28 protein-coding genes are annotated in these 18,339 nt (G+C 67.8%); 24 read left to right on the forward strand and 4 right to left on the reverse strand.

Translation table 11 applies throughout. The features are described 5' to 3' along the window. Position 1: 1 nt before the first annotated feature. The 4 genes from EBL84_RS09180 to EBL84_RS09195 form a co-directional block, all read right to left on the reverse strand. Positions 2-403, reverse strand: coding sequence for a helix-turn-helix domain-containing protein (locus EBL84_RS09180; RefSeq protein ID WP_123140550.1), 402 nt, complete (start codon positions 401-403; stop codon positions 2-4). Then, positions 400-591, reverse strand: a complete 192-nt coding sequence (locus EBL84_RS09185; protein ID WP_123140551.1) for a hypothetical protein — start codon at positions 589-591, stop codon at positions 400-402. The genes EBL84_RS09180 and EBL84_RS09185 overlap by 4 nt, the downstream gene beginning before the upstream one ends. Then, positions 588-1,031, reverse strand: coding sequence for a hypothetical protein (locus EBL84_RS09190; RefSeq protein ID WP_123140552.1), 444 nt, complete (start codon positions 1,029-1,031; stop codon positions 588-590). The genes EBL84_RS09185 and EBL84_RS09190 overlap by 4 nt, the downstream gene beginning before the upstream one ends. A 125-nt stretch (positions 1,032-1,156) precedes the next feature. Continuing rightward, positions 1,157-1,789 carry a helix-turn-helix domain-containing protein gene (locus tag EBL84_RS09195; RefSeq protein WP_190287927.1) on the reverse strand — a complete coding sequence of 211 codons (633 nt, stop codon included), beginning with the start codon at positions 1,787-1,789 and terminating at the stop codon, positions 1,157-1,159. A gap of 357 nt (positions 1,790-2,146) precedes the next feature. Between EBL84_RS09195 and EBL84_RS09205 the strand changes: the two genes are divergently transcribed. The 24 genes from EBL84_RS09205 (at position 2,147) to EBL84_RS09320 (ending at position 18,336) form a co-directional block, all read left to right on the forward strand. After that, on the forward strand, positions 2,147-2,650 hold the full coding sequence (locus EBL84_RS09205; RefSeq protein ID WP_123140555.1) for a phage regulatory CII family protein: 504 nt from the start codon (positions 2,147-2,149) through the stop codon (positions 2,648-2,650). After that, the gene (locus tag EBL84_RS09210) at positions 2,650-2,865 is read left to right on the forward strand and encodes a hypothetical protein (RefSeq protein ID WP_123140556.1); all 216 of its coding nucleotides are present in this window, start codon (positions 2,650-2,652) and stop codon (positions 2,863-2,865) included. Before EBL84_RS09205 ends, EBL84_RS09210 begins: the two co-directional genes overlap by 1 nt. Continuing rightward, positions 2,843-3,712 carry a hypothetical protein gene (locus tag EBL84_RS09215; protein WP_123140557.1) on the forward strand — a complete coding sequence of 290 codons (870 nt, stop codon included), beginning with the start codon at positions 2,843-2,845 and terminating at the stop codon, positions 3,710-3,712. The genes EBL84_RS09210 and EBL84_RS09215 overlap by 23 nt, the downstream gene beginning before the upstream one ends. 13 nt (positions 3,713-3,725) lie before the next feature. Further along, positions 3,726-4,304: a hypothetical protein gene (locus EBL84_RS09220; RefSeq protein ID WP_123140558.1), complete on the forward strand. Its 579-nt coding sequence runs from the start codon at positions 3,726-3,728 to the stop codon at positions 4,302-4,304. Beyond that, positions 4,301-4,624 carry a single-stranded DNA-binding protein gene (locus EBL84_RS09225; protein WP_123140559.1) on the forward strand — a complete coding sequence of 108 codons (324 nt, stop codon included), beginning with the start codon at positions 4,301-4,303 and terminating at the stop codon, positions 4,622-4,624. Before EBL84_RS09220 ends, EBL84_RS09225 begins: the two co-directional genes overlap by 4 nt. After that, on the forward strand, positions 4,621-4,983 hold the full coding sequence (locus EBL84_RS09230) for a RusA family crossover junction endodeoxyribonuclease (RefSeq protein ID WP_148040283.1): 363 nt from the start codon (positions 4,621-4,623) through the stop codon (positions 4,981-4,983). The genes EBL84_RS09225 and EBL84_RS09230 overlap by 4 nt, the downstream gene beginning before the upstream one ends. 11 nt (positions 4,984-4,994) lie before the next feature. Next, positions 4,995-5,309 carry a Mor transcription activator family protein gene (locus tag EBL84_RS09235; RefSeq protein ID WP_160330990.1) on the forward strand — a complete coding sequence of 105 codons (315 nt, stop codon included), beginning with the start codon at positions 4,995-4,997 and terminating at the stop codon, positions 5,307-5,309. Between the two features lie 71 nt (positions 5,310-5,380). Continuing rightward, positions 5,381-5,584 carry a hypothetical protein gene (locus tag EBL84_RS09240; RefSeq protein ID WP_123140561.1) on the forward strand — a complete coding sequence of 68 codons (204 nt, stop codon included), beginning with the start codon at positions 5,381-5,383 and terminating at the stop codon, positions 5,582-5,584. A gap of 1 nt (position 5,585) precedes the next feature. Further along, positions 5,586-5,969 carry a M15 family metallopeptidase gene (locus EBL84_RS09245; protein ID WP_123140562.1) on the forward strand — a complete coding sequence of 128 codons (384 nt, stop codon included), beginning with the start codon at positions 5,586-5,588 and terminating at the stop codon, positions 5,967-5,969. Then, complete coding sequence (locus tag EBL84_RS09250) at positions 5,966-6,307, forward strand: hypothetical protein (protein WP_123140563.1); 342 nt, start codon at positions 5,966-5,968, stop codon at positions 6,305-6,307. The genes EBL84_RS09245 and EBL84_RS09250 overlap by 4 nt, the downstream gene beginning before the upstream one ends. 7 nt (positions 6,308-6,314) lie before the next feature. Next, the gene (locus tag EBL84_RS09255; RefSeq protein ID WP_123140564.1) at positions 6,315-6,794 is read left to right on the forward strand and encodes a hypothetical protein; all 480 of its coding nucleotides are present in this window, start codon (positions 6,315-6,317) and stop codon (positions 6,792-6,794) included. Beyond that, positions 6,784-8,247 carry a phage terminase large subunit gene (terL, locus tag EBL84_RS09260; protein WP_123140565.1) on the forward strand — a complete coding sequence of 488 codons (1,464 nt, stop codon included), beginning with the start codon at positions 6,784-6,786 and terminating at the stop codon, positions 8,245-8,247. The genes EBL84_RS09255 and terL overlap by 11 nt, the downstream gene beginning before the upstream one ends. Positions 8,248-8,249: 2 nt before the next feature. Next, entirely contained in the window at positions 8,250-9,803 is a 1,554-nt protein-coding gene (locus EBL84_RS09265) for a DUF935 domain-containing protein (protein WP_123140566.1), read from the forward strand. Next, complete coding sequence (locus EBL84_RS09270; protein WP_123140567.1) at positions 9,800-11,089, forward strand: phage minor head protein; 1,290 nt, start codon at positions 9,800-9,802, stop codon at positions 11,087-11,089. The genes EBL84_RS09265 and EBL84_RS09270 overlap by 4 nt, the downstream gene beginning before the upstream one ends. Before the next feature lie 114 nt (positions 11,090-11,203). Further along, the gene (locus tag EBL84_RS09275) at positions 11,204-11,674 is read left to right on the forward strand and encodes a phage virion morphogenesis protein (RefSeq protein ID WP_123140568.1); all 471 of its coding nucleotides are present in this window, start codon (positions 11,204-11,206) and stop codon (positions 11,672-11,674) included. 46 nt (positions 11,675-11,720) lie between these two features. Beyond that, a complete protein-coding gene (locus tag EBL84_RS09280; RefSeq protein ID WP_123140569.1) occupies positions 11,721-12,710 on the forward strand; it encodes a peptidase in 990 nt (329 codons plus the stop codon). 1 nt (position 12,711) lies between these two features. After that, positions 12,712-13,347: a capsid cement protein gene (locus tag EBL84_RS09285; protein ID WP_123140570.1), complete on the forward strand. Its 636-nt coding sequence runs from the start codon at positions 12,712-12,714 to the stop codon at positions 13,345-13,347. A 13-nt stretch (positions 13,348-13,360) separates the two neighbouring features. After that, positions 13,361-14,332 (forward strand): hypothetical protein, encoded by a 972-nt coding sequence (locus tag EBL84_RS09290; RefSeq protein ID WP_123140571.1) that lies wholly within the window; start codon positions 13,361-13,363, stop codon positions 14,330-14,332. A gap of 13 nt (positions 14,333-14,345) precedes the next feature. Next, positions 14,346-14,834 (forward strand): phage protein Gp36 family protein, encoded by a 489-nt coding sequence (locus EBL84_RS09295; protein ID WP_123140572.1) that lies wholly within the window; start codon positions 14,346-14,348, stop codon positions 14,832-14,834. Beyond that, positions 14,834-15,274 carry a hypothetical protein gene (locus tag EBL84_RS09300; protein ID WP_123140573.1) on the forward strand — a complete coding sequence of 147 codons (441 nt, stop codon included), beginning with the start codon at positions 14,834-14,836 and terminating at the stop codon, positions 15,272-15,274. Before EBL84_RS09295 ends, EBL84_RS09300 begins: the two co-directional genes overlap by 1 nt. A 12-nt stretch (positions 15,275-15,286) precedes the next feature. Then, the gene (locus EBL84_RS09305; protein WP_123140574.1) at positions 15,287-16,030 is read left to right on the forward strand and encodes a hypothetical protein; all 744 of its coding nucleotides are present in this window, start codon (positions 15,287-15,289) and stop codon (positions 16,028-16,030) included. A gap of 8 nt (positions 16,031-16,038) precedes the next feature. After that, positions 16,039-16,431 (forward strand): hypothetical protein, encoded by a 393-nt coding sequence (locus tag EBL84_RS09310; RefSeq protein ID WP_123140575.1) that lies wholly within the window; start codon positions 16,039-16,041, stop codon positions 16,429-16,431. A gap of 47 nt (positions 16,432-16,478) precedes the next feature. After that, complete coding sequence (locus EBL84_RS09315; RefSeq protein WP_223806986.1) at positions 16,479-16,982, forward strand: superinfection immunity protein; 504 nt, start codon at positions 16,479-16,481, stop codon at positions 16,980-16,982. A 40-nt stretch (positions 16,983-17,022) separates the two neighbouring features. Further along, a complete protein-coding gene (locus EBL84_RS09320) occupies positions 17,023-18,336 on the forward strand; it encodes a KilA-N domain-containing protein (protein ID WP_223806987.1) in 1,314 nt (437 codons plus the stop codon). Positions 18,337-18,339: the final 3 nt, after the last annotated feature.

Consider the following 18,339-nt stretch of genomic DNA (forward strand, 5'->3'; position numbering starts at 1 on the left):
GCTACCTCCACGGGGTCTTCGGAGCGATCGGTGCAATCGGCCCGCGAAATTCGGCGCGGCGCGCCACGGAGTCAGTGCGCCGATACCGGCGCTCTCGCCCGGATCGGCTATCGACGACCTCGACCCGCCCGGCCTCGCGCAGCGCACGGAGCGCGTGCTTGGCGCGGGCTGCCGTCGTGTCGGCGGCGTTGGCCAACTCGGCGACGCTCATCGCGGATCCGTCGGCCAGCCGCCCGAGCAGTCGATCGGCCAGCGTGAGCGATGCCGGGCCGGTGGCCTCGGGTTGCGGGCGCACGGACAGGCAGGTGATGCGCGCCGTGTGAGACGGACGCCAGCCACTGCTCGCGTCCGGCAGGCGTGGGCGCAGCGGGCGCCAGGGTGTGTGGGTTGGGTGGATGCTCATGCTGCGACCCCCGCCAAGTGCAGATCCTCGAACGCCCGCACATAACGCGCCTCGACGACGCGGGTGTGCGCGGAGTAGAGCAGGGTGTCGAGCTGCTGGAGCTGCTCGGCGGACAGGCGCTCGATCTCGGCGACGGTGAGCTGTTCGATCAGTGCCGAGAGACTGTCCGCTGGTGTGGATGCGTTCATGCTGCGGCCCTCCGCTCCAGCGGCAGGCAGCCCTGCCGCGAGGCATACCGCCGCTCGACCCGCTGATGCACCTCGGCGCGCAGCGCTTGCCTCAACGCATCAACATCTCGGGCGAGCTGAGCCAGTTCGGCGTCATCGAGATTGCGGTGGTCCTCGATCAGCACCTGGACCGCATCGACGGCCTCAGCCAGCTCAGCGGCGCAGCGCGGGCACTTGTGCGTCTCGGTCTGCCAGGAGTGCTCCCAGACGTGGCCGCACTCGCAGATGCCGGCATACAGGCCGTGGCCCAGATCCCAGACCTCGTAGTCGATGCCGGCGCGGTCCTGCGGGCCGTCGGCGCCGGGGAATTTCGCGAGCATGTCGGCTCGCGTCTCGCAGCTGGCGAGCTGGTCAGCTCGGTAGTCGTGCTCGGCGTAGGCGGTGTCGATGTCGGGGTGCATGGTGGTCTCCCTCGGTTGCGCATTAGTTGCGGCTTCGAGACAGATGTTAGCCATGCCTAACAATCAGGTCAAGAAAAAAGTTAGGCGGGACGAATCACGCCTAACTTCGATGGATTAGCGAGCGATCAACCGGCTGCCCTACGGTTCTCCAGAAGCTCCTTCAAGAGCCGGTCGTAGTACGATTTTTTCTCACCAAGATCATGCACGAGCTGATCGACTTCACTTTGCGGGAAGCCCTCCAGCAGTCTGATGATCGCTTGGTATTTCGCCGGCAGCTCCGATAGTCGCGGGTCATCCCCCGGGTCGTTCGCGGGGGTTGCTGGTGGTTGCTCGTGTCGCGGCTGCTCCTCCATCTCTCCGCGCCCATATAGCAGCCACTCCTGGCGTATGTGCAGATAGCTGCACACCCGAACAAGGTTCTCCCCCTTCAGGTTCTTGATGCCGCCATGCAACCAGCCGTGCACCGTTGGCGGCTTCACGCCGACAGCGCGTGAGAGCTCTGCCGGCGACTTTTCGCGCGCAGTCAGGGCGTCTCGGAGGCGGTCATTCCAAGTCGTTTTCATGTAGGGAAGCCTAACACCTTGAAAAATAGGTGGGCTTAAGCGATCCTTGACCGCGCGATTAGTTTTGCCTAACATTTTCGATATGGACAAAAACGCTGCTATCGACGCAAACGCCGTGATTGACGGTATCGGCGGCACAACCGCAACGGCCAAGCTCTGCAAGATCCGCCCGCCGTCCGTTTCTGGGTGGCGCAAGAACGGTATCCCTGAGTACCGCTTGGACTTCCTGCGGCTCGCACGCCCGGAAGTGTTCCGCAACTTGGACGACCCCGCCCAAACACCCCGCGCCGCCGCCTAACCCACCAAGGAGACCCGGCATGCCCAACAACGACTCAACTCCGACCAGAGAGGTCTCTGTCGCGCCCAGGGCGCCCGACGACTTGCGCCCCACCTTGGTGGCGATCCTGAAGGCTTTGGCTTGTCCCGAGGGCTCGCGCCCCGCGGACCGCCCGCACGGCGACGATCGCGATTAACGGCGCGGGGCACCCGATGCCCTTGCAGCATATCCACGCCGTCGCCCCACCACACCGTTAACGCCGACAGGAGACTGACATGTGCTCATCCGAGGCGCTGAACCGCGCCATCTACGACACCGCTCACGACTTCCCTGGTGGTGTGCCTGCGATGGCGCGGCTGATGGCCGCCAACCCCGGCACGCTCTTCAACAAGGTATCGACGACGCACGAGGGGCACCGCCTCAACGTCTACGAGGCGCTGGCGATGCAGCTGCTGTCCGGGGATCTGCGCATCCTCTATGCGATGGCCGCGGAGCTGGGGCAGGGCTGCTACACGTTGGGCGACTTCTCTGATTGCTCCGATGCGGATCTGCTCGATCGGATCACCACGCTTGGCGCCGCACGCGGGGCCGTCGATCACGAGATCCATCAGGCGTTCGAGGACCGCAAGATCACCCGGGCCGAGGCGGGCCAGATCCGCCAGCGAGTGGAGGCCGCCGTCCGTGCCAATCTGGAGCTGCTGTCGCGGTTGGATGCCCTGGCCGAGGCCGAGACTCAGGCCGAGGAGCGACGGGCGCTGCGCGCCGTAGGGGGCGCGTGATGGATCGGACGATCTCTGCGGAGATGCTGCGCCTCGCCGAGCATGCCCGCGCCGTGGCGCGGCGTGCCGAAGCGCGGTGGCGTGCGCTGGAGTATCGGGGCGACTGGGCTGAGGCTGTTGCGATGCGGCGCCTGGAGCGGCGGATGCTGGCCTCTGGCGAGCGGTTTGCGCGCGAGGCGCGGGAGGTGTCCAGTGCGGCGCACAGCGTGGAATGAGTCCGAGGATGACGCGCTCCATGGACTGCCGTGGAGCGCCCAGCTGATCTACCTGCGCGCGCTGCGCCCACACATGGACTACGCCAGCGGCATCGTCGGGCAGCGGCGCGGGATCTCGCTGCGAGGGCTCGCCGAGACGCTGCACGTCGAGCACGGGCAGGGGCGGCGCGATGCTGGCGATCCCAGTCAGAAGGCCATCCGTCACGCCCTGGAGCTGCTGGAGAAGGCGGGGCTGATCGAGAAGATCCCGGCTGATCGGCGGCTTGTTTTTCGACTCCCCTTGGCCGATACGGATTCGTCTGCCTCCGAGAAGTGGGGCAGACGTGTGGCAGACGTGGGGCAGAGCAAGCGGGGCAGGCAGAAACCCAGCAATGACGCGGCCTCGCCGGAGATGCGGGGCAGACGTGAGGCAGACCCGGAGGCGGGGAAGAGGGGCACACATCCGGATACCGGTATACCGGAAGAAACTACCCCCCATACCCCCCCGTCGTTCGCGCTACCCGATTCGGTGGACCCGGACATCTGGCGCGAGTTCGAGGCGCACCGCCGCGAGATCCGAAAGCCGCTGACCGATCGAGCCCGCAAGACGAACGCCAAGATCCTCGCGCCACTCACCACCGAGCAGCAGCGACAGGTCGTCGAGGCCACCATCTCGAACCGCTGGACGGGGTTGTTCCCGCCAAAGCCCGCACGCCAAACCACCGCAGACCGGAGGCAGCATGCAGCAGACGAACTCAAACGCAACTTCGAGCGCCACGACTGGACACGGCCCGACCCCTGGCACGACCCAGCCCCCACGGACGACTCAGGCTCGCGAGATGCGATCGAGCACATGCCCTGGCACTGAGCCGCTGCCGCGCATGTGGATCGACGGGCTATTCGCCAAGTTCGCCATTTGCTGGCCTCGCGACTGGCATGACCGCGTTGCGCTGGCCGGCGCTGATCGCCTCGCCGGAGAGTGGGGCGAGGGCCTTGCGGGCCTCAAGCCCGAGCAGCTCGACCGCGGTATCCGCTACGCCCGGGAGCACTACGACTGGGCGCCGAGCATCGCGAAGTTCCGGCGCGCTTGCCTTGAGGGCGACTCGACTCCAGAGCAGCGAGCCCGGGAGGCACTGATGGCCCGCCAGCGCGCCGAGCAGGCCGCCCTGCCCAACGGCACGTGGGCCGAGCAGCGCGAGCGAGGGCGGCAGCATCTGGCAGGGCTGCGAGCAGCGCTCGGTGGCGAGCAGCGCCAAGATGCGCCCTCGGATGACGAGATCGCAGACCGTGAGCGCAGACGCGCCGAGCAGCTCGCGGCGCTTAAGGCGCGCGAGACCGAGCGGACCGCGCAGCCTCGGCGCGCACCGGTGTTCGGGTCGCGCGTCGACTCGGATGCCGTCCCGCTTGGAGACCTGGTCGCCGAGGCCAAGCGCAGATCACAGGAGCAAGAGGCAGCATGAACATTTGCACCTTCACGGGGCGCCTGGTCGCTGACGCTGAATCGCGCACAACCCCGTCGGGGACTGAGTTGGTCCGGTTTCGGGTGGCCAGCGATATCGGCTGGGGCGATCGCCGCCAGACGCACTGGCTGGACTGCGTGCTGTTCGGCTCGCGCGGCAAAGCGCTGCTGCAGCACCTGGCGAAAGGGTTGCAGGTGACGGTATCCGGCGAGCTGGAGCCGCCGCGGCAGTACCAGGGGCGAGACGGGGAGCCGCGCATAGCGCAGGGCCTCGTCGTCAGGGACATCGACCTCCAGGGCGGCGCAGGAGGCCGAGGGTGACTGAGGTGCTACTCCCTTACCCGCCCAGCGCCAACCGGATGTGGCGTCACGTCCGTGGGCGGGTCGTGCCGTCGGCGGACGCGGAGCGCTGGCAGCGTGAAGCTGCATGGCGAGCCAAGGCCGCTGGGATCAGATCGACCAGTGGCGATGTCGCGGTGGCGCTGGTGCTGCATCCGCGGCTCACCACCAAGGGGCGCCCGAGCCGACAGCGCCTCGATCTCGACAACATCATCAAGCCGACGCTCGACGCACTGCAGGGCACCGCCTACGACAACGACCGGCAGGTGGTGCGGATTGGCGCGGAGGTTGGCGAGGGGCTGCCGGGTGGCGGCCTCACGATACGGATCAGCGCAGCATGAGGAGGCACTGGATGGATCTCGCCGACACGCTGGAGGGCGTAGCACTCCAGACCCTGGCGCCGCTGCTCGAGCGCGAGCAGGCGCTGCTCGCCGCCGAGCAGATCGCCGCGGCGCTGCTTGATCGGTATCGCGGCTCGCAGGTCTATGTGGGCTCGGCGGCGGCGATCGAGCGTCGCCGCCGAGATCGGGCGATCGCCGACGAGTACGACGGCACCGTCGCCAGCGCTCGCGCCCTGGCGCGCCGGTACGACATCCATGAGATGTCCGTCTACCGCATCGTCGCGCGCGCCAAGGGGCGGGAGCGGGCGGATCGGCGGGCGCGCTAACCCGGATTCACTGACAGGTGCCCAGCAGGCGGCGATGCTGTGGATGTCAACAACCAACCGGAGACGCTCGTATGAGCGATAGCCTACTGACATCCCTGTTGCGCGGGCGCTTGCTCGCCGCCGCGTCCGCTGGCGCGGCTGCCGGCTCGTCCGTGGCCGCTACCGTGACCGACACCGTCGATGAGCTGACGGTTGCCGCGAACGCCGTCCTGGCCCTGGTCGCAACGGTCGCGGCTGTCGTCTCGAAAATCCGTGAGATCCGCCGGGGAGACTGAGATGGCGTTCCGATTCAGTCAGCGCTCGCGTCGCGCCCTGAGGAGCGTGCATCCCGATCTGGTGCGCGTGGCCGAGCGCGCGCTGGAGCTGACCGAGGTCGACTTCGTCGTCACCGAGGGGCGACGCACCGAGGCGCGTCAGCGCGCGCTGGTCGCCGCCGGGGCATCGCGCACCCTGCGCTCGCGCCATCTCACCGGGCACGCGCTCGATGTCGCCGCCTGGGTCGATGGCGGCGTGCGCTGGGACTGGCCGCTCTATCCGCGCATCGCCGCCGCCTTCAAGGCCGCCGCCGTCGAGTTGGGGGTGGCGATCCGCTGGGGTGGGGACTGGCCGCGGTTTCGTGACGGCCCGCACTTCGAGCTCGATCGGGCGGTGTATCCGTGACTGCATCGCTGGAGCATCAGGTCGGCGAGCTGCGGTTGCGCGTCGAGCGCGTCGAGGCTGAGGCGCGCGAGCTGCGTGATGGGCTGACGACGCTCTCCAAGGAGCATGCCATCACCCGCGAGTCGGTGCGCATCTTCACCGAGCTCGTCGACGATGTGCGCGCAGAGCTTGGCGCGACGCGCGCCGATGTTCATCAGGTCCAGCTCGCGTTGCAGCAGCACATGGTCGACGAGGCGCGTGATCGGAGGAGGCAGTTTTCAGCCCAGGTTGCAGCTATCGCTGGGACGACGGGCACGTTGGCTGTGCTGCTGTGGGAAGTGACGCGCAGCGGGGTGTGAGCGGGCGATGCCAAGACTGACGGCAGACCAGTGGGAGAGTGTGCGCGCAGATCGTGAGGCGGGCGCGAGCTTTGGTGAGCTCGCTGCGCGCCACGGCGTAAGCAAGGCCGCAATCGTCAAGCGCGCCAAGAAGGAGTCGTGGGGGGACGGCACGGACGTCGGCGAGGTGGTGCGCCGCAAGGTGACCGAGAAGGTGACCGGCGTGGTGACCGTCGGTGACCCGCAAAAAAAGGCCGCCGCCCTGGATGCCGCGGCGGATCGTGCTGCCGCTGTCGTGCGTCGCCAGCAAGACGACTGGGACGCGCACCGAGAGCGCTTCGGCTCCGTCCCGGTCGACTTTGATGCGGGCAAGCTCGCCAAGATCAGCGCCGAGATGCTGGCGATCAGACAGAAGGGCGAGCGCGCAGCATGGGGGCTGGAGGAATCAGAGAAACCAAAAGACCGTGCCTCCCCGGTCGTCTTCTACCTCCCAGACAATGACCGCTGACACCATCATCCGTCCGCAGCCCGGCCCACAGGAGCAGTTCCTGTCGAGCCCGGCGGATATCGTCATCTACGGGGGCAGCGCCGGCGGCGGCAAGACGTTCGCTTTGCTGCTCGAGGGGATGCGCCATAGCGGGTTGGCCGAGTTTGGTGCCGTCATCTTCCGTCGCGAGTCGACGCAGATCACCAACGAGGGTGGACTCTGGGATAGCGCCATGCAGCTCTACCCTCAGGCCGGTGCTCGCCCGTTCAAGTCGCCCAAGCTCGGGTTCGCGTTCCCGGCCGGCGCGCGGGTGACCTTCGGGCATCTCAATCAGGAGGCTGACGTCCTGAACTGGCAGGGCGCCCAGATTCCGCTGATCTGCTTCGATGAGCTGACCCACTTCTCGCGCGCCCAGTTCTTCTACATGCTTAGCCGCAACCGCTCGACCTGCGGCGTGCGCCCCTACGTTCGCGCCACCACGAACCCGGATGCCGACTCCTGGGTTGCCGAGTTCATTGGCTGGTGGATCGACGACGAGAGCGGCCTCCCCATCCCGGAGCGCGCCGGCGCGCTGCGCTACTTCGTCCGCGTTGACGACGCGGTGCACTGGGCTGACTCGCGCGAGGCGCTGGCACAGGCGCACGGCGTGAGCCCTGAGGACGCCAAGAGTGTGACATTCATCCCGGCCAGCGTGTTCGACAACCAGGCACTGCTCGAGCGCGACCCGGGGTATCTGGCCAACCTGAAGGCACTGGGGCGCGTTGAGCGTGCGCGCCTGCTTGAGGGTAACTGGCGCGTGCGCCCCGCCGCCGGGCTCTATTTCCCTCGCCACGCCGTCACCCTGCTGGATGTTGCGCCGACCGACATCGTTGAGCGGGTGCGCAGTTGGGATCTGGCGGGGACTGAGCCGACGCAGGACAGCCCCAGCCCCGACGCAACAGCTGGCGTATTGATGGGGCTGCAGAAAAACGGGCGCTACGTTGTGTTGGACGTGGCGCATCTGCGCGCTCGCGCGCACCGCGTGCGCCAGACGCTATCTGCCGTTGCTCAGCAGGACGGGCATGCCACGAAAATAACTATCCCACAAGACCCCGGGCAGGCCGGGAAAGACCAAGCCGCCTCGATTATCGCTGGGCTGGCCGGGTACTCGGTATCCGCTCGCCGCCCTAGCAGCGACAAAATCACCCGTGCCGAGCCTCTTTCAGCGCAATGGCAGGCTGGGAATGTCGACGTATTGCGCGGCCCATGGGCGGAGGCGTTCTTGGCAGAGATGGAGTCGTTCCCCGTCGGCCACGATGACCAGGTCGATGCTGCCGCTGACGCTTTCGCTGCGCTTGCGCGCGGCGTGACCGACTACTCGCTCGCTCGCAGCGCCGGCCAGCGCGCCGCGCACCACCTTGATGATGCCGCGCCCACTCTCACCGCCGCCGGCTGGGGCACGGTTGCCGGCGCATCGAAGGCCTACGGACTCTGATCATGACGCATCGCCTCCACTCCAGCGGTCTGCTGCTCCCCGCCGACTTCGCCGAGCCAGCCCCCGATCTGCGTGAGATCGCCAGCACGCGCGATGGGCGCGATATCACTCGCGGCTATGTCACGCCGATGGCTCAGCTCGCTCCCCAAGACACCATTCTGCAGGCGCGCGGCGGCGGAGACTGGGCGATCTACCAGCAGGTCAAGAGCGACCCCCAGGTCGGCGCCACACTGCAGCAGCGCCGCCTCGCCGTCACCAAGACCGAGTGGGAGGTGACCCCGGGCGGCACGCGCCGCATCGATCAGCGGGCTGCCGAGCTGCTCAAGCAGACGCTCGACCGCATCCGCTGGGACGCCGTGACCGCCGCGATGCACTGGGGCGTGTTCTACGGCTGGGCGGTCGCCGAGTGTCTGTGGTCGCGCGAGGGTGAGCGCGTGGTCCTCGATGCCGTGCGCGTGCGCGACCGCACTCGTTTCGTCTTCGATGGAGGGGGGCGGCTGCGACTCAAGACGCTGGCGAACGCCGAGGGTGAGATCCTCCCTGAGCGCAAGTTCTGGACGTTCGCCACTGGCGCCGATCATGACGACGAGCCCTATGGTCTCGGGCTCGCCCACTGGCTCTACTGGCCGGTCCTTTTCAAGCGCGCCAACATCAAGTTCTGGTTGATCGCCGCCGAGAAGTTCGGCAGCCCGACCGCGCTCGGTGTCTTTCCGCCCGGCGCCACGGCGACTGAGCAACAGAAGCTCCTGACCACCCTCCAGGCCATCCAGACCGACGCCGGGGTCATCCTGCCCGAGGGCATGACGATCGATCTACTGGAGACCAAGCGCACCGGCGGCGCCGACTATGCCGCGCTCTGCGACTACATGGATGCCGCCATCGCCAAGCTGACCCTGGGGCAGGTGATGACCAGCGAGGCTGTCGGCGGACAGTACAAGGCCGAGGTGCAAGACGGCGTCAAGGATGACCTCGTCAAGAGCGACGCGGACCTGCTGTGCGACAGCTTCAATCGCGGCCCGGTGCGCTGGCTCGTCGACTTCAACTACCCCGGCGCCGCCTACCCCAAGGTCTGGCGCCGGGTTGACGACGACAACGACATCCCGCCCGACGCCCTCAATGCGTACGCTATGGGTGTTGAGCGCCTGGCCAGGCTCATGCCCATTCCCGCTCGACACATCTACGAGATCACCAAGATCCCCGAGCCGAGCGGCGAGGAGGCGCTGCTCACCCCGCCGACGGCACCGACCCAGGCGGGCGGGCTCCAGTCTGGGTCGCTCGATGCCGATCCACCAGCCTTCGCCGAGAGTGATGGTGAGGGCGCCCAGGCTCTCATCGATGCCGAGGGCGAGCGCGACCCGGGTTGGGGGCAGGTGATGGATGAGCTGCTCGCGCCGCTCTTCTCGGCGCTCGCCGAGGGGCAAGCGCCTGAGCAGATCCTCGCGCGCATGGACGAGTGGTATCCAGCCATGGATGACGGTGCGCTCGTCGATCTACTGACCCGCGCCATTGCCGCCGCCGAGGCGAGCGGCCGCCTGGAGGTCGGGGGGCGGGCATGAGCGCAGAGCTCGCCGCGCTCTTCCAGCTCCCACCGGAGCAAGCAGCGCGCTATCTGGAGGCGAAAGGTTACGCGCTCACCTGGGACTGGTGGGAGATGGTGCGCGGGGCGCATGCTCGCGCCTTTACCGTGGCCAAGGTCGCGCGACTCGACATCCTTCAGGATATCCGCTCCGCCGTCGAGACTGCGCTCCAGGAGGGGCGCACGGAGCGTTGGTTTCGAAGCGAGCTCGAAGAGGCGCTCCGCAAGAAAGGATGGTGGGGGCAGCGGCTCGACGCCGACGGTCGCCCGTATCAGGCCGGCAGCCCTCGTCGGCTCCAGACCATCTATCGCACCAACCTTCAGAGCGCTTACATGGCCGGGCGTCAGCGCCAGTTCGACATCGAGCGCGACCGTGCGCCCTATGTGCAGTACCTGGCCGTGCGCGACAGTAGTACCCGGCCAGCGCACGCCGCGCTGCACGGCAAGGTCTTCCGTCTCGACGACCCGGCGTGGGACGTCGTCGCGCCGCCCAACGGATTCAATTGCCGCTGCCGCGCGCGCAATCTCAGTCAGCGTGAACTCGATGCGCGCGGCCTCAAGGTCGAGGGTGACGCCCGCATCGAGGCGCGCCAAGCACCTGATGCGCCGCCGGGTCTGGATCTGCGGCGCGGCGTCTCCGTGCCGGGCCCCGAGGGCGGCCGTCGCACCCTATGGGTCGACGCGGGGTGGGATGCCAACCCGGGGCGATCGGCCCCCTGGGTCGACATCGAACTCTGGAGTCGGGTGCGCGCCACGCTACCTGATGAGCTGGCCGCTCAAGCGTTGCGTGAGCACGCGCTGCACCCGGCCCGGCTCGCCGCCTACGACGACTGGGTCGATGCCCGCCTCGCGCAGGGCGCCGCGCGCGGCTTGGAGTGGGTCATCGGGTATCTGGGCGCAGCGGATGTTGCGGCACTGACCGATCGCGGCGGGGTGGTGGCCAATGGCAGCATCGTCCTCGCGGATCGGCTACTGGTCGGCCCCAAGGCGCGGCGGCATGAGTCAGCCGGCAACGCGCTGTCTGCCGACGAGTGGAAGGCCGTGCCGCGACTACTCGCTGAACCCGAGGCGGTGTTGTACGACACCATCAACAAGACGCTGCTCTACGTGCTGCCAAGCCAAGACGGGCGCAAGGCCAAGGTCGTCATCGAAGGCGGGCGGATCGAGCGCAAGCGTGCGGCCTATGAGTCGGTGCGCACGGCGTTCAAGGTGCAGGCTAGTGACCTGCGCAGCAGGCAGTACGAGGTGCTGCGCGGGTCGCTATAGAGGGGTGGACGAGTGGGAGGCCTGCCGTCCCTCCATCCGGCGACCGCGACCGCGGCCCCCGCGCCAGCGCGCAGAAAGTTTCTGGCGTCACTCGTCCCCGACGGAGTATAGCCCATGCCAAATTTCACGATCGAGGTGCAAGACCGTCCGTTGCGTGAGGCGCTCGACCGACTGACCCGTCGCCTCGAGGATGCATCCCCAGCGATGGAGGACATCGCTCGCGCGCTCCAGAACCACGCCGAGGACGCATTCCAAGCCGAGCGCTCCCCCTTCGGCGAGCCCTGGCGGGACCTCAAGCCCGCCACCAAGGCGCGCCGCGCGCGGCGTGGGCACTGGCCGGGCGCCATTCTGAGCGATACCGGGGGGCTGGCCGGCAGCATCAGCCGCCGCGCCGGCGCGAATTTCGCCGAGGTCGGAGCCGGCAAGGAGTACGCCGCCATCCATCAGTTCGGCGGGCGCGCCGGCATGCCCCCTGGCCCGGCCGCTGTCCCCGCGCGCCCCTTCCTGCCCATCGACCAAGCCGGCGATCTGCCGGAATCCCTCAAGCGCGAGGTGCTCGACATCCTCGACGAGTACCTGCGCTAACCCAAATTAACTGACCTGACGCGTGCGCGTGACCACACTCGGCCACATGAACGCTATCGACATCTTCAGCGCCGGCGCGCACACCGCGATGAGTGGGGTCAAGTTGTCCTTCTCCGAGGCCGACCTCGAGGCCACCGTCAGCGCCTACGATCCAGCCCTCCACGAAGCGCCCATCGTCGTCGGCCATCCCAAGCACGATGCCCCGGCCTACGGCTGGGTCCGCACCCTGGTGCGCGATGGGGCCACCCTGCGCGCCGTCCCCGACCAGATCGATCCGGCCTTCGCCGAGCTGGTCGCCGCCGGGCGCTACAAGAAGATCTCCGCCTCCTTCTACCACCCCGACGCTGAGGCCAACCCGGCGCCCGGCACCTACTACCTGCGCCATGTCGGCTTCCTTGGTGCGCAGCCGCCAGCAGTCAAGGGGTTGCGCGATGCCCAGTTCGGCGAGGAAGAGGCGGGCGTGGTGACGCTCGAGTTCGCCGACCCCCACCCCCCAGAGGAGCCCATGGACAAGCCATCCAACACCCCGCCCAAGCGCGAACCCCTCAAGCCGGACGCCGTCGACTTCGCCGAGCGCGAGGCTGCGCTGGCGGCTCGCCAAGCCAAACTCGACGCCCGCGAGAAGGCCTTGGCCGAGCAGGAAGCCTCCGCCCGCCGTCGCGCTCATGTCGAGTTCGCCGAGCGCCTCATCACCGAGGGTCGACTACTCCCCAAGGACCGCGACGGCTTGATCGAATTTCTCGCCGCCCAACCTGCCGAGACCGCGATCGAGTTCGGCGAGGGTGATAGCGCCTTCAAGGGTGCCGCGCTCGATTGGCTCACAGGCTTCCTCTCCACCCTCCCGCAGCAGGTCGACTTTGCCGAGCGTGCCGCGCCCGAGCAGGGGTCGCCGTCCAGCAAGGGCCGCTTTGCCGCGCCCGCCGAGGCCCAGGTCGACCCCGAGCGTCTCGCGCTGCACGGCCGGGCGCTGGCCTACCAGGAGGCCCACCCTGGCGTGTCCTACGCCGACGCCGTCCTGACTGTTCAAGGAGCCTGACATGCAACGCTTTCCCCTCTTCACCCGCACCCTGACGGCCGTCGGCACCGTCAACCCGCACCGCTTTGCTCGTGCCGACGGCGCCCAGGCCGGAGCCGGCGACATCCCGCTCGGCATCACGCCGCCGGATATCCAGGAGGTCTATGCCGTCACTCTGCTCGGCGACGAGATCCTCGAGGCCGGCGAGGCGTTCAGCGCCGGCGAGCTGCTCGCCCCGGACGCCGAGGGCCGCGGCATCCGCGCCTCGACCGGGTATGCGCTGGCGACAGATGACGCCACCGCTGCTGGCGACCTGGTGTCCGTGATGCTGCTCCAGCCGGGCAGTGTGCGCCCGGTCTACTACGACAGCGACGGCGCCATCGCCCCCAAGGGTGTCGCCCTCATCACCGGCGGCACCGGTATCGGTGGCCTCACGCTCGCCGCGCCGCAGCCAGGACAGCAGGTCACCATCCGCGTCGACACCCTCGATAGCGGTAGCGTGGTGCTGACCCTTGCTGAGGGCGCCACCTTCGACGATCTGACCAGCAACACCGCAACCTTCGACGCCATCGGTGAGGAGCTGGTCTTGCGCGCCCTCGATGATGTGACCTGGAAGGTCATCAAGAACACCGGCGCCGTCGCTCTGAGCGCGGTCTGATCAGGAGCCCTCCATGCCTCTCAACACCCAGAACGCCCGCATCGTCGATCCGGTCCTGACCAACCATGTGCGCGGCTACAAGAACCCCGATGTGCAACGCATCGGCTCGGTGCTCTTCCCGCGCGCCCCGATCGCCAAGCGCGGCGCCAAGATCGTGCGCTTTGGCAAGGAGGCGTTCCGGCGTCACCCGACCGAGCGCGCCCCGGGAGATCGCATCCGTCGGGTCCGGGTCGGTTACACCGGCGACTCGGTCAATCTCTTCCAGCACGCGCTTGCTGGCGAGGTGCCGCGCGAGCTGCTGCAGGAGGCTGAAGGCGTGCCGTCGGTCAACCTCCAGATGCGTGCCATGGCGCTCCCCGCAGAGGTCATCGAGCGCGAGAAGGAGATCAAGGCCGCCACCATCGCCTCCAACCCCACGAGCTACGCCGCCTCCAACCACTCCGCTCTGACCGGTGTCTCGCGCTGGAACGGCTCCTCGGCGGCGATCAGCGCCGATGCTGACGCCGCCCAGGACATGATCCGCTCCAAGACCGGGCGTCGCGCCAACGTGCTCGCGGTCGGCCCCGCCGTGGCGCGCCGACTGCGCCGCAGCGAGGCGATCATCAGCAACTTCTTCACCGGCAACACCCGCCCGGATCGCGTCACCGACGCCCAGATCGCCGAGTTCTTCGGCGTCGCCCGCTTCGTCGAGGGGACCGATACCGTGGTGGAGGGTAAGGATGCCGATGGCGGCGACTTCAAGGATATCTGGGGCAACGTCGCCATCCTGGCCTATGTGCCAACGGTTACCGGCGATGGCGACATCGAGGTGCCGAGCTATGGCTACGAGTACTACCTGCAGGGTCACCCGATGGTCGAGCCGGGGCGCTGGGACGCCGACACCAAGACCTGGGTCTATGACGTCATCGACGAGTATCAGCACGTCCTCACTGCGATGGACGCGGGATTCCTGTTCTCCAACGTGATGGACCTGAAGACGCCGTAACCCTCGCGCCGCCATGACCATCACGCCGCTCGACCTCGCGCGCATTCACGGCATCCATGGCCTGGCGCAGATCACCGCGCCACCGGGGTTTGCGCCGCCGCCTGACGACCTGCTCCTCGCTACCTTGCGCGGCGAGGATCGCGCGGGCTGGACGCCTGAGGAGCAGGCAGCGGCCGACGCCGCGGCGGCGACCATCCAGGCGGCGGTCGATACCGCCAACGCCATGATCGGGCGCGTGAGCGCCGGGCGCGTACTCAGCGAGGACGAATCGCGCCTGCTGGCCGCCTACGCCACGGACATCGCCCGTTACCGCCTCTACGACGAAGGCGTGCTGGCCGACGACGATCCGGTCAATCGTCGTGCCGAGGCCGCCGTTCGCTTCCTCGAGCGCGTCGGTGCCGGCACCGAAACTCTTGGCGTCGCGCCGCTTGGCGGTGCTGGTGCACCTGTCGCTTGGGCGCCTGAGCGGCAGTTCAGGCACGACACCCTGAAGGACTACTGATGCCCTCGCTGCTCGCCCTCGGCCCCGAGATCGTCGAGCGCCTCGCCGCGCACCTCCCCGCGACCGTGCAGGTTCTGGAGGGGCGTAGCGCCGAGGACTTCGCGCGGCCCACCCAGATCGCCCCCGCCATCTACGTCATTTACGACGGTGGCGCCATTGCCCAGTCGCGCCCTGACGCCCGTGCCGCGCGCATCACCCAGCGCTGGCTGTGCGTGTGCGTGGCGCGCAACCTCCGCGAGCTGGCCAGCGGTGCCGCCGCGCTGAATGACGCCGGCGCGCTCGCCGATGGCGTGCTCGAGGCGCTGATGGGTTGGCAGCCCGAGGGCACCAGCCAACCGCTGACGCTCACCGATCTGCCAACCCCGCGATACGACACCGGCTACCAGATGGTGCCGCTTGCGTTCACCACAGAACTCGTCCGCAAGACGACCGCCGCTTAACGGAGACCCTTCATGCCCATCACCACCCAAGCCTACCGACCCACCCTCAACGCCGGCCAGGTCTACCTGCGCCTGGCCGGCAGCGACGCCCCGCTCAAGGCCATCGGCAACGTCTCGGCGCTCGACTTGGAGATCAGCGAGGACGAGAAGACCCTCACCGACTACACCCAGCCCGGCGGCGGGCAGTGGGCCTCGGTCTCGCGCATCACCGGCATCAACGCCAAGATGACCCTCCACGACCTCGACCCCGACAACCTCGCCCGCGCCGTCTACGGCACCACCAACGCCGTCACCGGGGCAAGCGTCACCGGTGAGGCCCACACCGCCCACCCCGGCGGGCTGATCCGGCTCGCCCACCCGGGGCCCGCCGAGGTCACCGTCACCTCCGACCCCGCCGGCACCACCTATGTCGCCGGCGCCGACTACGAAGTCCGCCCTGAAGGCATCCTGATCCTCGACGGCGCCATCGCCGACGGTACCGCCATCCTCGTCGACTACACCCACGCCGGCTACAACGCCATCGAGGCGCTCGCCGGCGGCAGCGCGGTCTACGAGCTGTCCTTCGGTGGCCTCAACGAGGCCAACTCCAACAGCCCGGTGGTGCTCGACATCTTCCGCCTCAAGATCGGCGCGGCCACCAACCTCTCCATGCTCGGCGACGACTTCGCCGCCCTCGAGGTCACCGGCAAGGTGCTGCTCGACCCCACCAAGACCGGTGCCGGCAAGTCCAAGTACTTCCGCGTGCAGATGGTCTGACACCCCTGATGCGCCTCACCCGGCTCGATACCGGCGCCGCGCTCGACCTCCCGGATGATCTCTACTGGGAGGACGAGCACGCCCGCACCGGCGTGCGCCAGAGCATCACCCCCAGCCTCAGTGGCGCAGCCCTGGTCCAGGTCGCCACCCTGCAATATCGCGCCCTCACCCTCCGCCCCTGGGCTGAGGACGCCGCCTGGATCGACCGCGCCCAGCTCGACACCCTCAGCGCCTGGGCCGCGTTCCCCGACCTCGAGATGACGCTTGAGCGCCACGGCCACAGCCACCAAGTCCGGTGGCGCTACGACAGTGACGGACGCGCCATCCTCGCCGAGCCCGTGCTCTATGCCGCGGATCAGACGCCGTACTGGCGGGTGACCTTGATGCTGTTGGTGGTGTAGGGCGATACTCCAGAGCGATCAATCCAAGGAGTCGCAAGGGAGGGGCCATGGGCGGCGTAACTGACATGGAGTGGCGGCACTGCCGGAAGTGCGGCTACCAGACGATGACGAGCAAGGATGCGGTGACCTGGGTGTGCCAGAGTTGCGGGGCGGAGAATACGGGGCGGCCCAAGTACACGCCTAAACCGGTGCGCAGGCAGGGCCCCAAGAAAAGCACCAGCAAGCTACCCCCTGGGCACGTCGTCTGGCTGTCGATTGCGGGCGTCGTAGCGCTGTCGGTAGTTGTTTCCTCGGCTCAGCCGGCAGATGCACCCATCTTCACCGCTATCGCGGGAGTCGCCTACATACTGGCGTTTGGTGCTGCTGCTTTTGCCGTATATTTCCTGCCCGCAATAGTCGCGAAGATACGGCGTCACAGCAAAATCGAGGCGCTCATCGCGCTCAACCTTCTTCTCGGCTGGACCTTCTTTGGCTGGGCTGCAGCGCTAGTCTGGGCTTTCATGGAAGATAACCAGCCTCGCGCCGCATCCAGCAACTCAGGCGCTGGTTAATCTTTGAGGGAGGGCAAGCGGCGTCTGACGACGCAGCCGCTTGACACCCTCCCGCAGACCCTCCTATGCTTTCCGCCAGAGGCGTGGAAACCTCTTCAACGCGGACACCGCACCCGTCAGACATGCGGTATTTTTGTTTGTGCGCCCGCGCCAGATTTCGCTGGCCGGGAGTGCGGGAAATACAAGACCGGGAAACCGGAAATACCTGCGCGGTCTCGTTGAGCCGTTCCACCCTCCTGGCCGCCCCTCGGGGCGTTTCGCGTGGAAGCAATCAACGGAGGTCATCATGGCCGCTATCCAAAACTCCCCATCCATCTCGATCGGCGACATCACCATCCGCCAAGACGCCGAAGGGCGCTATAGCCTCAAGGATCTGCATTTAGCGTCAGGTGGAGACGCCAAAAACCAGCCGGCAAACTGGCTGAGAGGACAGCAGACACAGGCTTTGATCGCCGAGCTGACCGTTCCTCAGATTCGAGGAACGGAACAAAAACAACCAGTTATAGTCATCCGAGGTGGAGACCCCGAGAAACAAGGCACCTACGTCGTCCGCGAGCTGGTCTACAGCTACGCCATGTGGATCAGCCCGAGCTTCCACCTCAAGGTCATCCGCACCTTCGACGCGGTGATGACCGGGCACGCCGCCGCGATCGAGACCCTGCTCCCCTCCGAGCAGCAAACCCTCTCCGAACTCGCTCAACGCAAGGTCGCCCACCTCGCGCCCGCACTCCAAGGCAAGGGCTTGGCCGAGATCTGGTCGCGGCTGCACAACAAGTTCCGCATCGCCAAGTACAGCCAGCTGCCACGGACCCGGCTCGCCGACGCCATCGTGTACATGGCCAGCATGGAACTGCGCGGCGTCCCCAACGCCGATCACGCGCCCCGGCGCCCCGCCTCCGAGCCGCTGACCAACAACGACATGGCCAACCTGCGGCGGGTGATCTGGCTCATCAGCCATCGCTTCCACTACGAGCAGGCGTGGACCCAGGGCGTGTGGTACGCGCTGCGCGATGCGACCGGGGTGCGCTCGCCCAACCGCTTCACGGTGGACAACCTCCCGGTGCTCACCCAGGAGATGCGGCGCATCCTGCAGGCCGTCGAACCGCTGGTCCAGATGCGCAACGAGGCCGAGCTGGAGGTGCTGCGCCGCGTGGTGCGCCGGCGCGAACAGGCCGAGCCGCTGATCGAGGACTGGCGCGCACGCCTGATGCGATCGGCCAAGGAGGATCGCGGCGAGATCGCACACACGCTCTCGGGCTGGATGGAGCGCGACCTCGAAGAGCTGGCGGCGCGCGCCCAGGCCGGACGGGACTATCCCGAGGTCGCCGAACCGACCGAGCAGCGCCGGCACTGAGGC

Source organism: Marichromatium sp. AB31, assembly GCF_003718685.1.
Classification (GTDB): domain Bacteria; phylum Pseudomonadota; class Gammaproteobacteria; order Chromatiales; family Chromatiaceae; genus Marichromatium; species Marichromatium gracile.

Coding starts and splice junctions, on each gene's coding strand:
- EBL84_RS09210 (WP_123140556.1), top strand. CDS start 2,650: ATGGATCGGACGATCTCTGCGGAGATGCTGCGCCTCGCCGAGCATGCC.
- EBL84_RS09290 (WP_123140571.1), top strand. CDS start 13,361: ATGCCTCTCAACACCCAGAACGCCCGCATCGTCGATCCGGTCCTGACC.
- EBL84_RS09265 (WP_123140566.1), top strand. CDS start 8,250: ATGACGCATCGCCTCCACTCCAGCGGTCTGCTGCTCCCCGCCGACTTC.
- EBL84_RS09205 (WP_123140555.1), top strand. CDS start 2,147: ATGTGCTCATCCGAGGCGCTGAACCGCGCCATCTACGACACCGCTCAC.
- EBL84_RS09240 (WP_123140561.1), top strand. CDS start 5,381: ATGAGCGATAGCCTACTGACATCCCTGTTGCGCGGGCGCTTGCTCGCC.
- EBL84_RS09180 (WP_123140550.1), bottom strand. CDS start 403: ATGAGCATCCACCCAACCCACACACCCTGGCGCCCGCTGCGCCCACGC.
- EBL84_RS09275 (WP_123140568.1), top strand. CDS start 11,204: ATGCCAAATTTCACGATCGAGGTGCAAGACCGTCCGTTGCGTGAGGCG.
- EBL84_RS09225 (WP_123140559.1), top strand. CDS start 4,301: ATGAACATTTGCACCTTCACGGGGCGCCTGGTCGCTGACGCTGAATCG.
- EBL84_RS09310 (WP_123140575.1), top strand. CDS start 16,039: ATGCGCCTCACCCGGCTCGATACCGGCGCCGCGCTCGACCTCCCGGAT.
- EBL84_RS09185 (WP_123140551.1), bottom strand. CDS start 591: ATGAACGCATCCACACCAGCGGACAGTCTCTCGGCACTGATCGAACAG.
- EBL84_RS09280 (WP_123140569.1), top strand. CDS start 11,721: ATGAACGCTATCGACATCTTCAGCGCCGGCGCGCACACCGCGATGAGT.
- EBL84_RS09255 (WP_123140564.1), top strand. CDS start 6,315: ATGCCAAGACTGACGGCAGACCAGTGGGAGAGTGTGCGCGCAGATCGT.
- EBL84_RS09295 (WP_123140572.1), top strand. CDS start 14,346: ATGACCATCACGCCGCTCGACCTCGCGCGCATTCACGGCATCCATGGC.
- EBL84_RS09245 (WP_123140562.1), top strand. CDS start 5,586: ATGGCGTTCCGATTCAGTCAGCGCTCGCGTCGCGCCCTGAGGAGCGTG.
- EBL84_RS09285 (WP_123140570.1), top strand. CDS start 12,712: ATGCAACGCTTTCCCCTCTTCACCCGCACCCTGACGGCCGTCGGCACC.
- EBL84_RS09305 (WP_123140574.1), top strand. CDS start 15,287: ATGCCCATCACCACCCAAGCCTACCGACCCACCCTCAACGCCGGCCAG.
- EBL84_RS09270 (WP_123140567.1), top strand. CDS start 9,800: ATGAGCGCAGAGCTCGCCGCGCTCTTCCAGCTCCCACCGGAGCAAGCA.
- EBL84_RS09190 (WP_123140552.1), bottom strand. CDS start 1,031: ATGCACCCCGACATCGACACCGCCTACGCCGAGCACGACTACCGAGCT.
- terL (WP_123140565.1), top strand. CDS start 6,784: ATGACCGCTGACACCATCATCCGTCCGCAGCCCGGCCCACAGGAGCAG.
- EBL84_RS09235 (WP_160330990.1), top strand. CDS start 4,995: ATGGATCTCGCCGACACGCTGGAGGGCGTAGCACTCCAGACCCTGGCG.
- EBL84_RS09300 (WP_123140573.1), top strand. CDS start 14,834: ATGCCCTCGCTGCTCGCCCTCGGCCCCGAGATCGTCGAGCGCCTCGCC.
- EBL84_RS09315 (WP_223806986.1), top strand. CDS start 16,479: ATGGGCGGCGTAACTGACATGGAGTGGCGGCACTGCCGGAAGTGCGGC.
- EBL84_RS09220 (WP_123140558.1), top strand. CDS start 3,726: ATGTGGATCGACGGGCTATTCGCCAAGTTCGCCATTTGCTGGCCTCGC.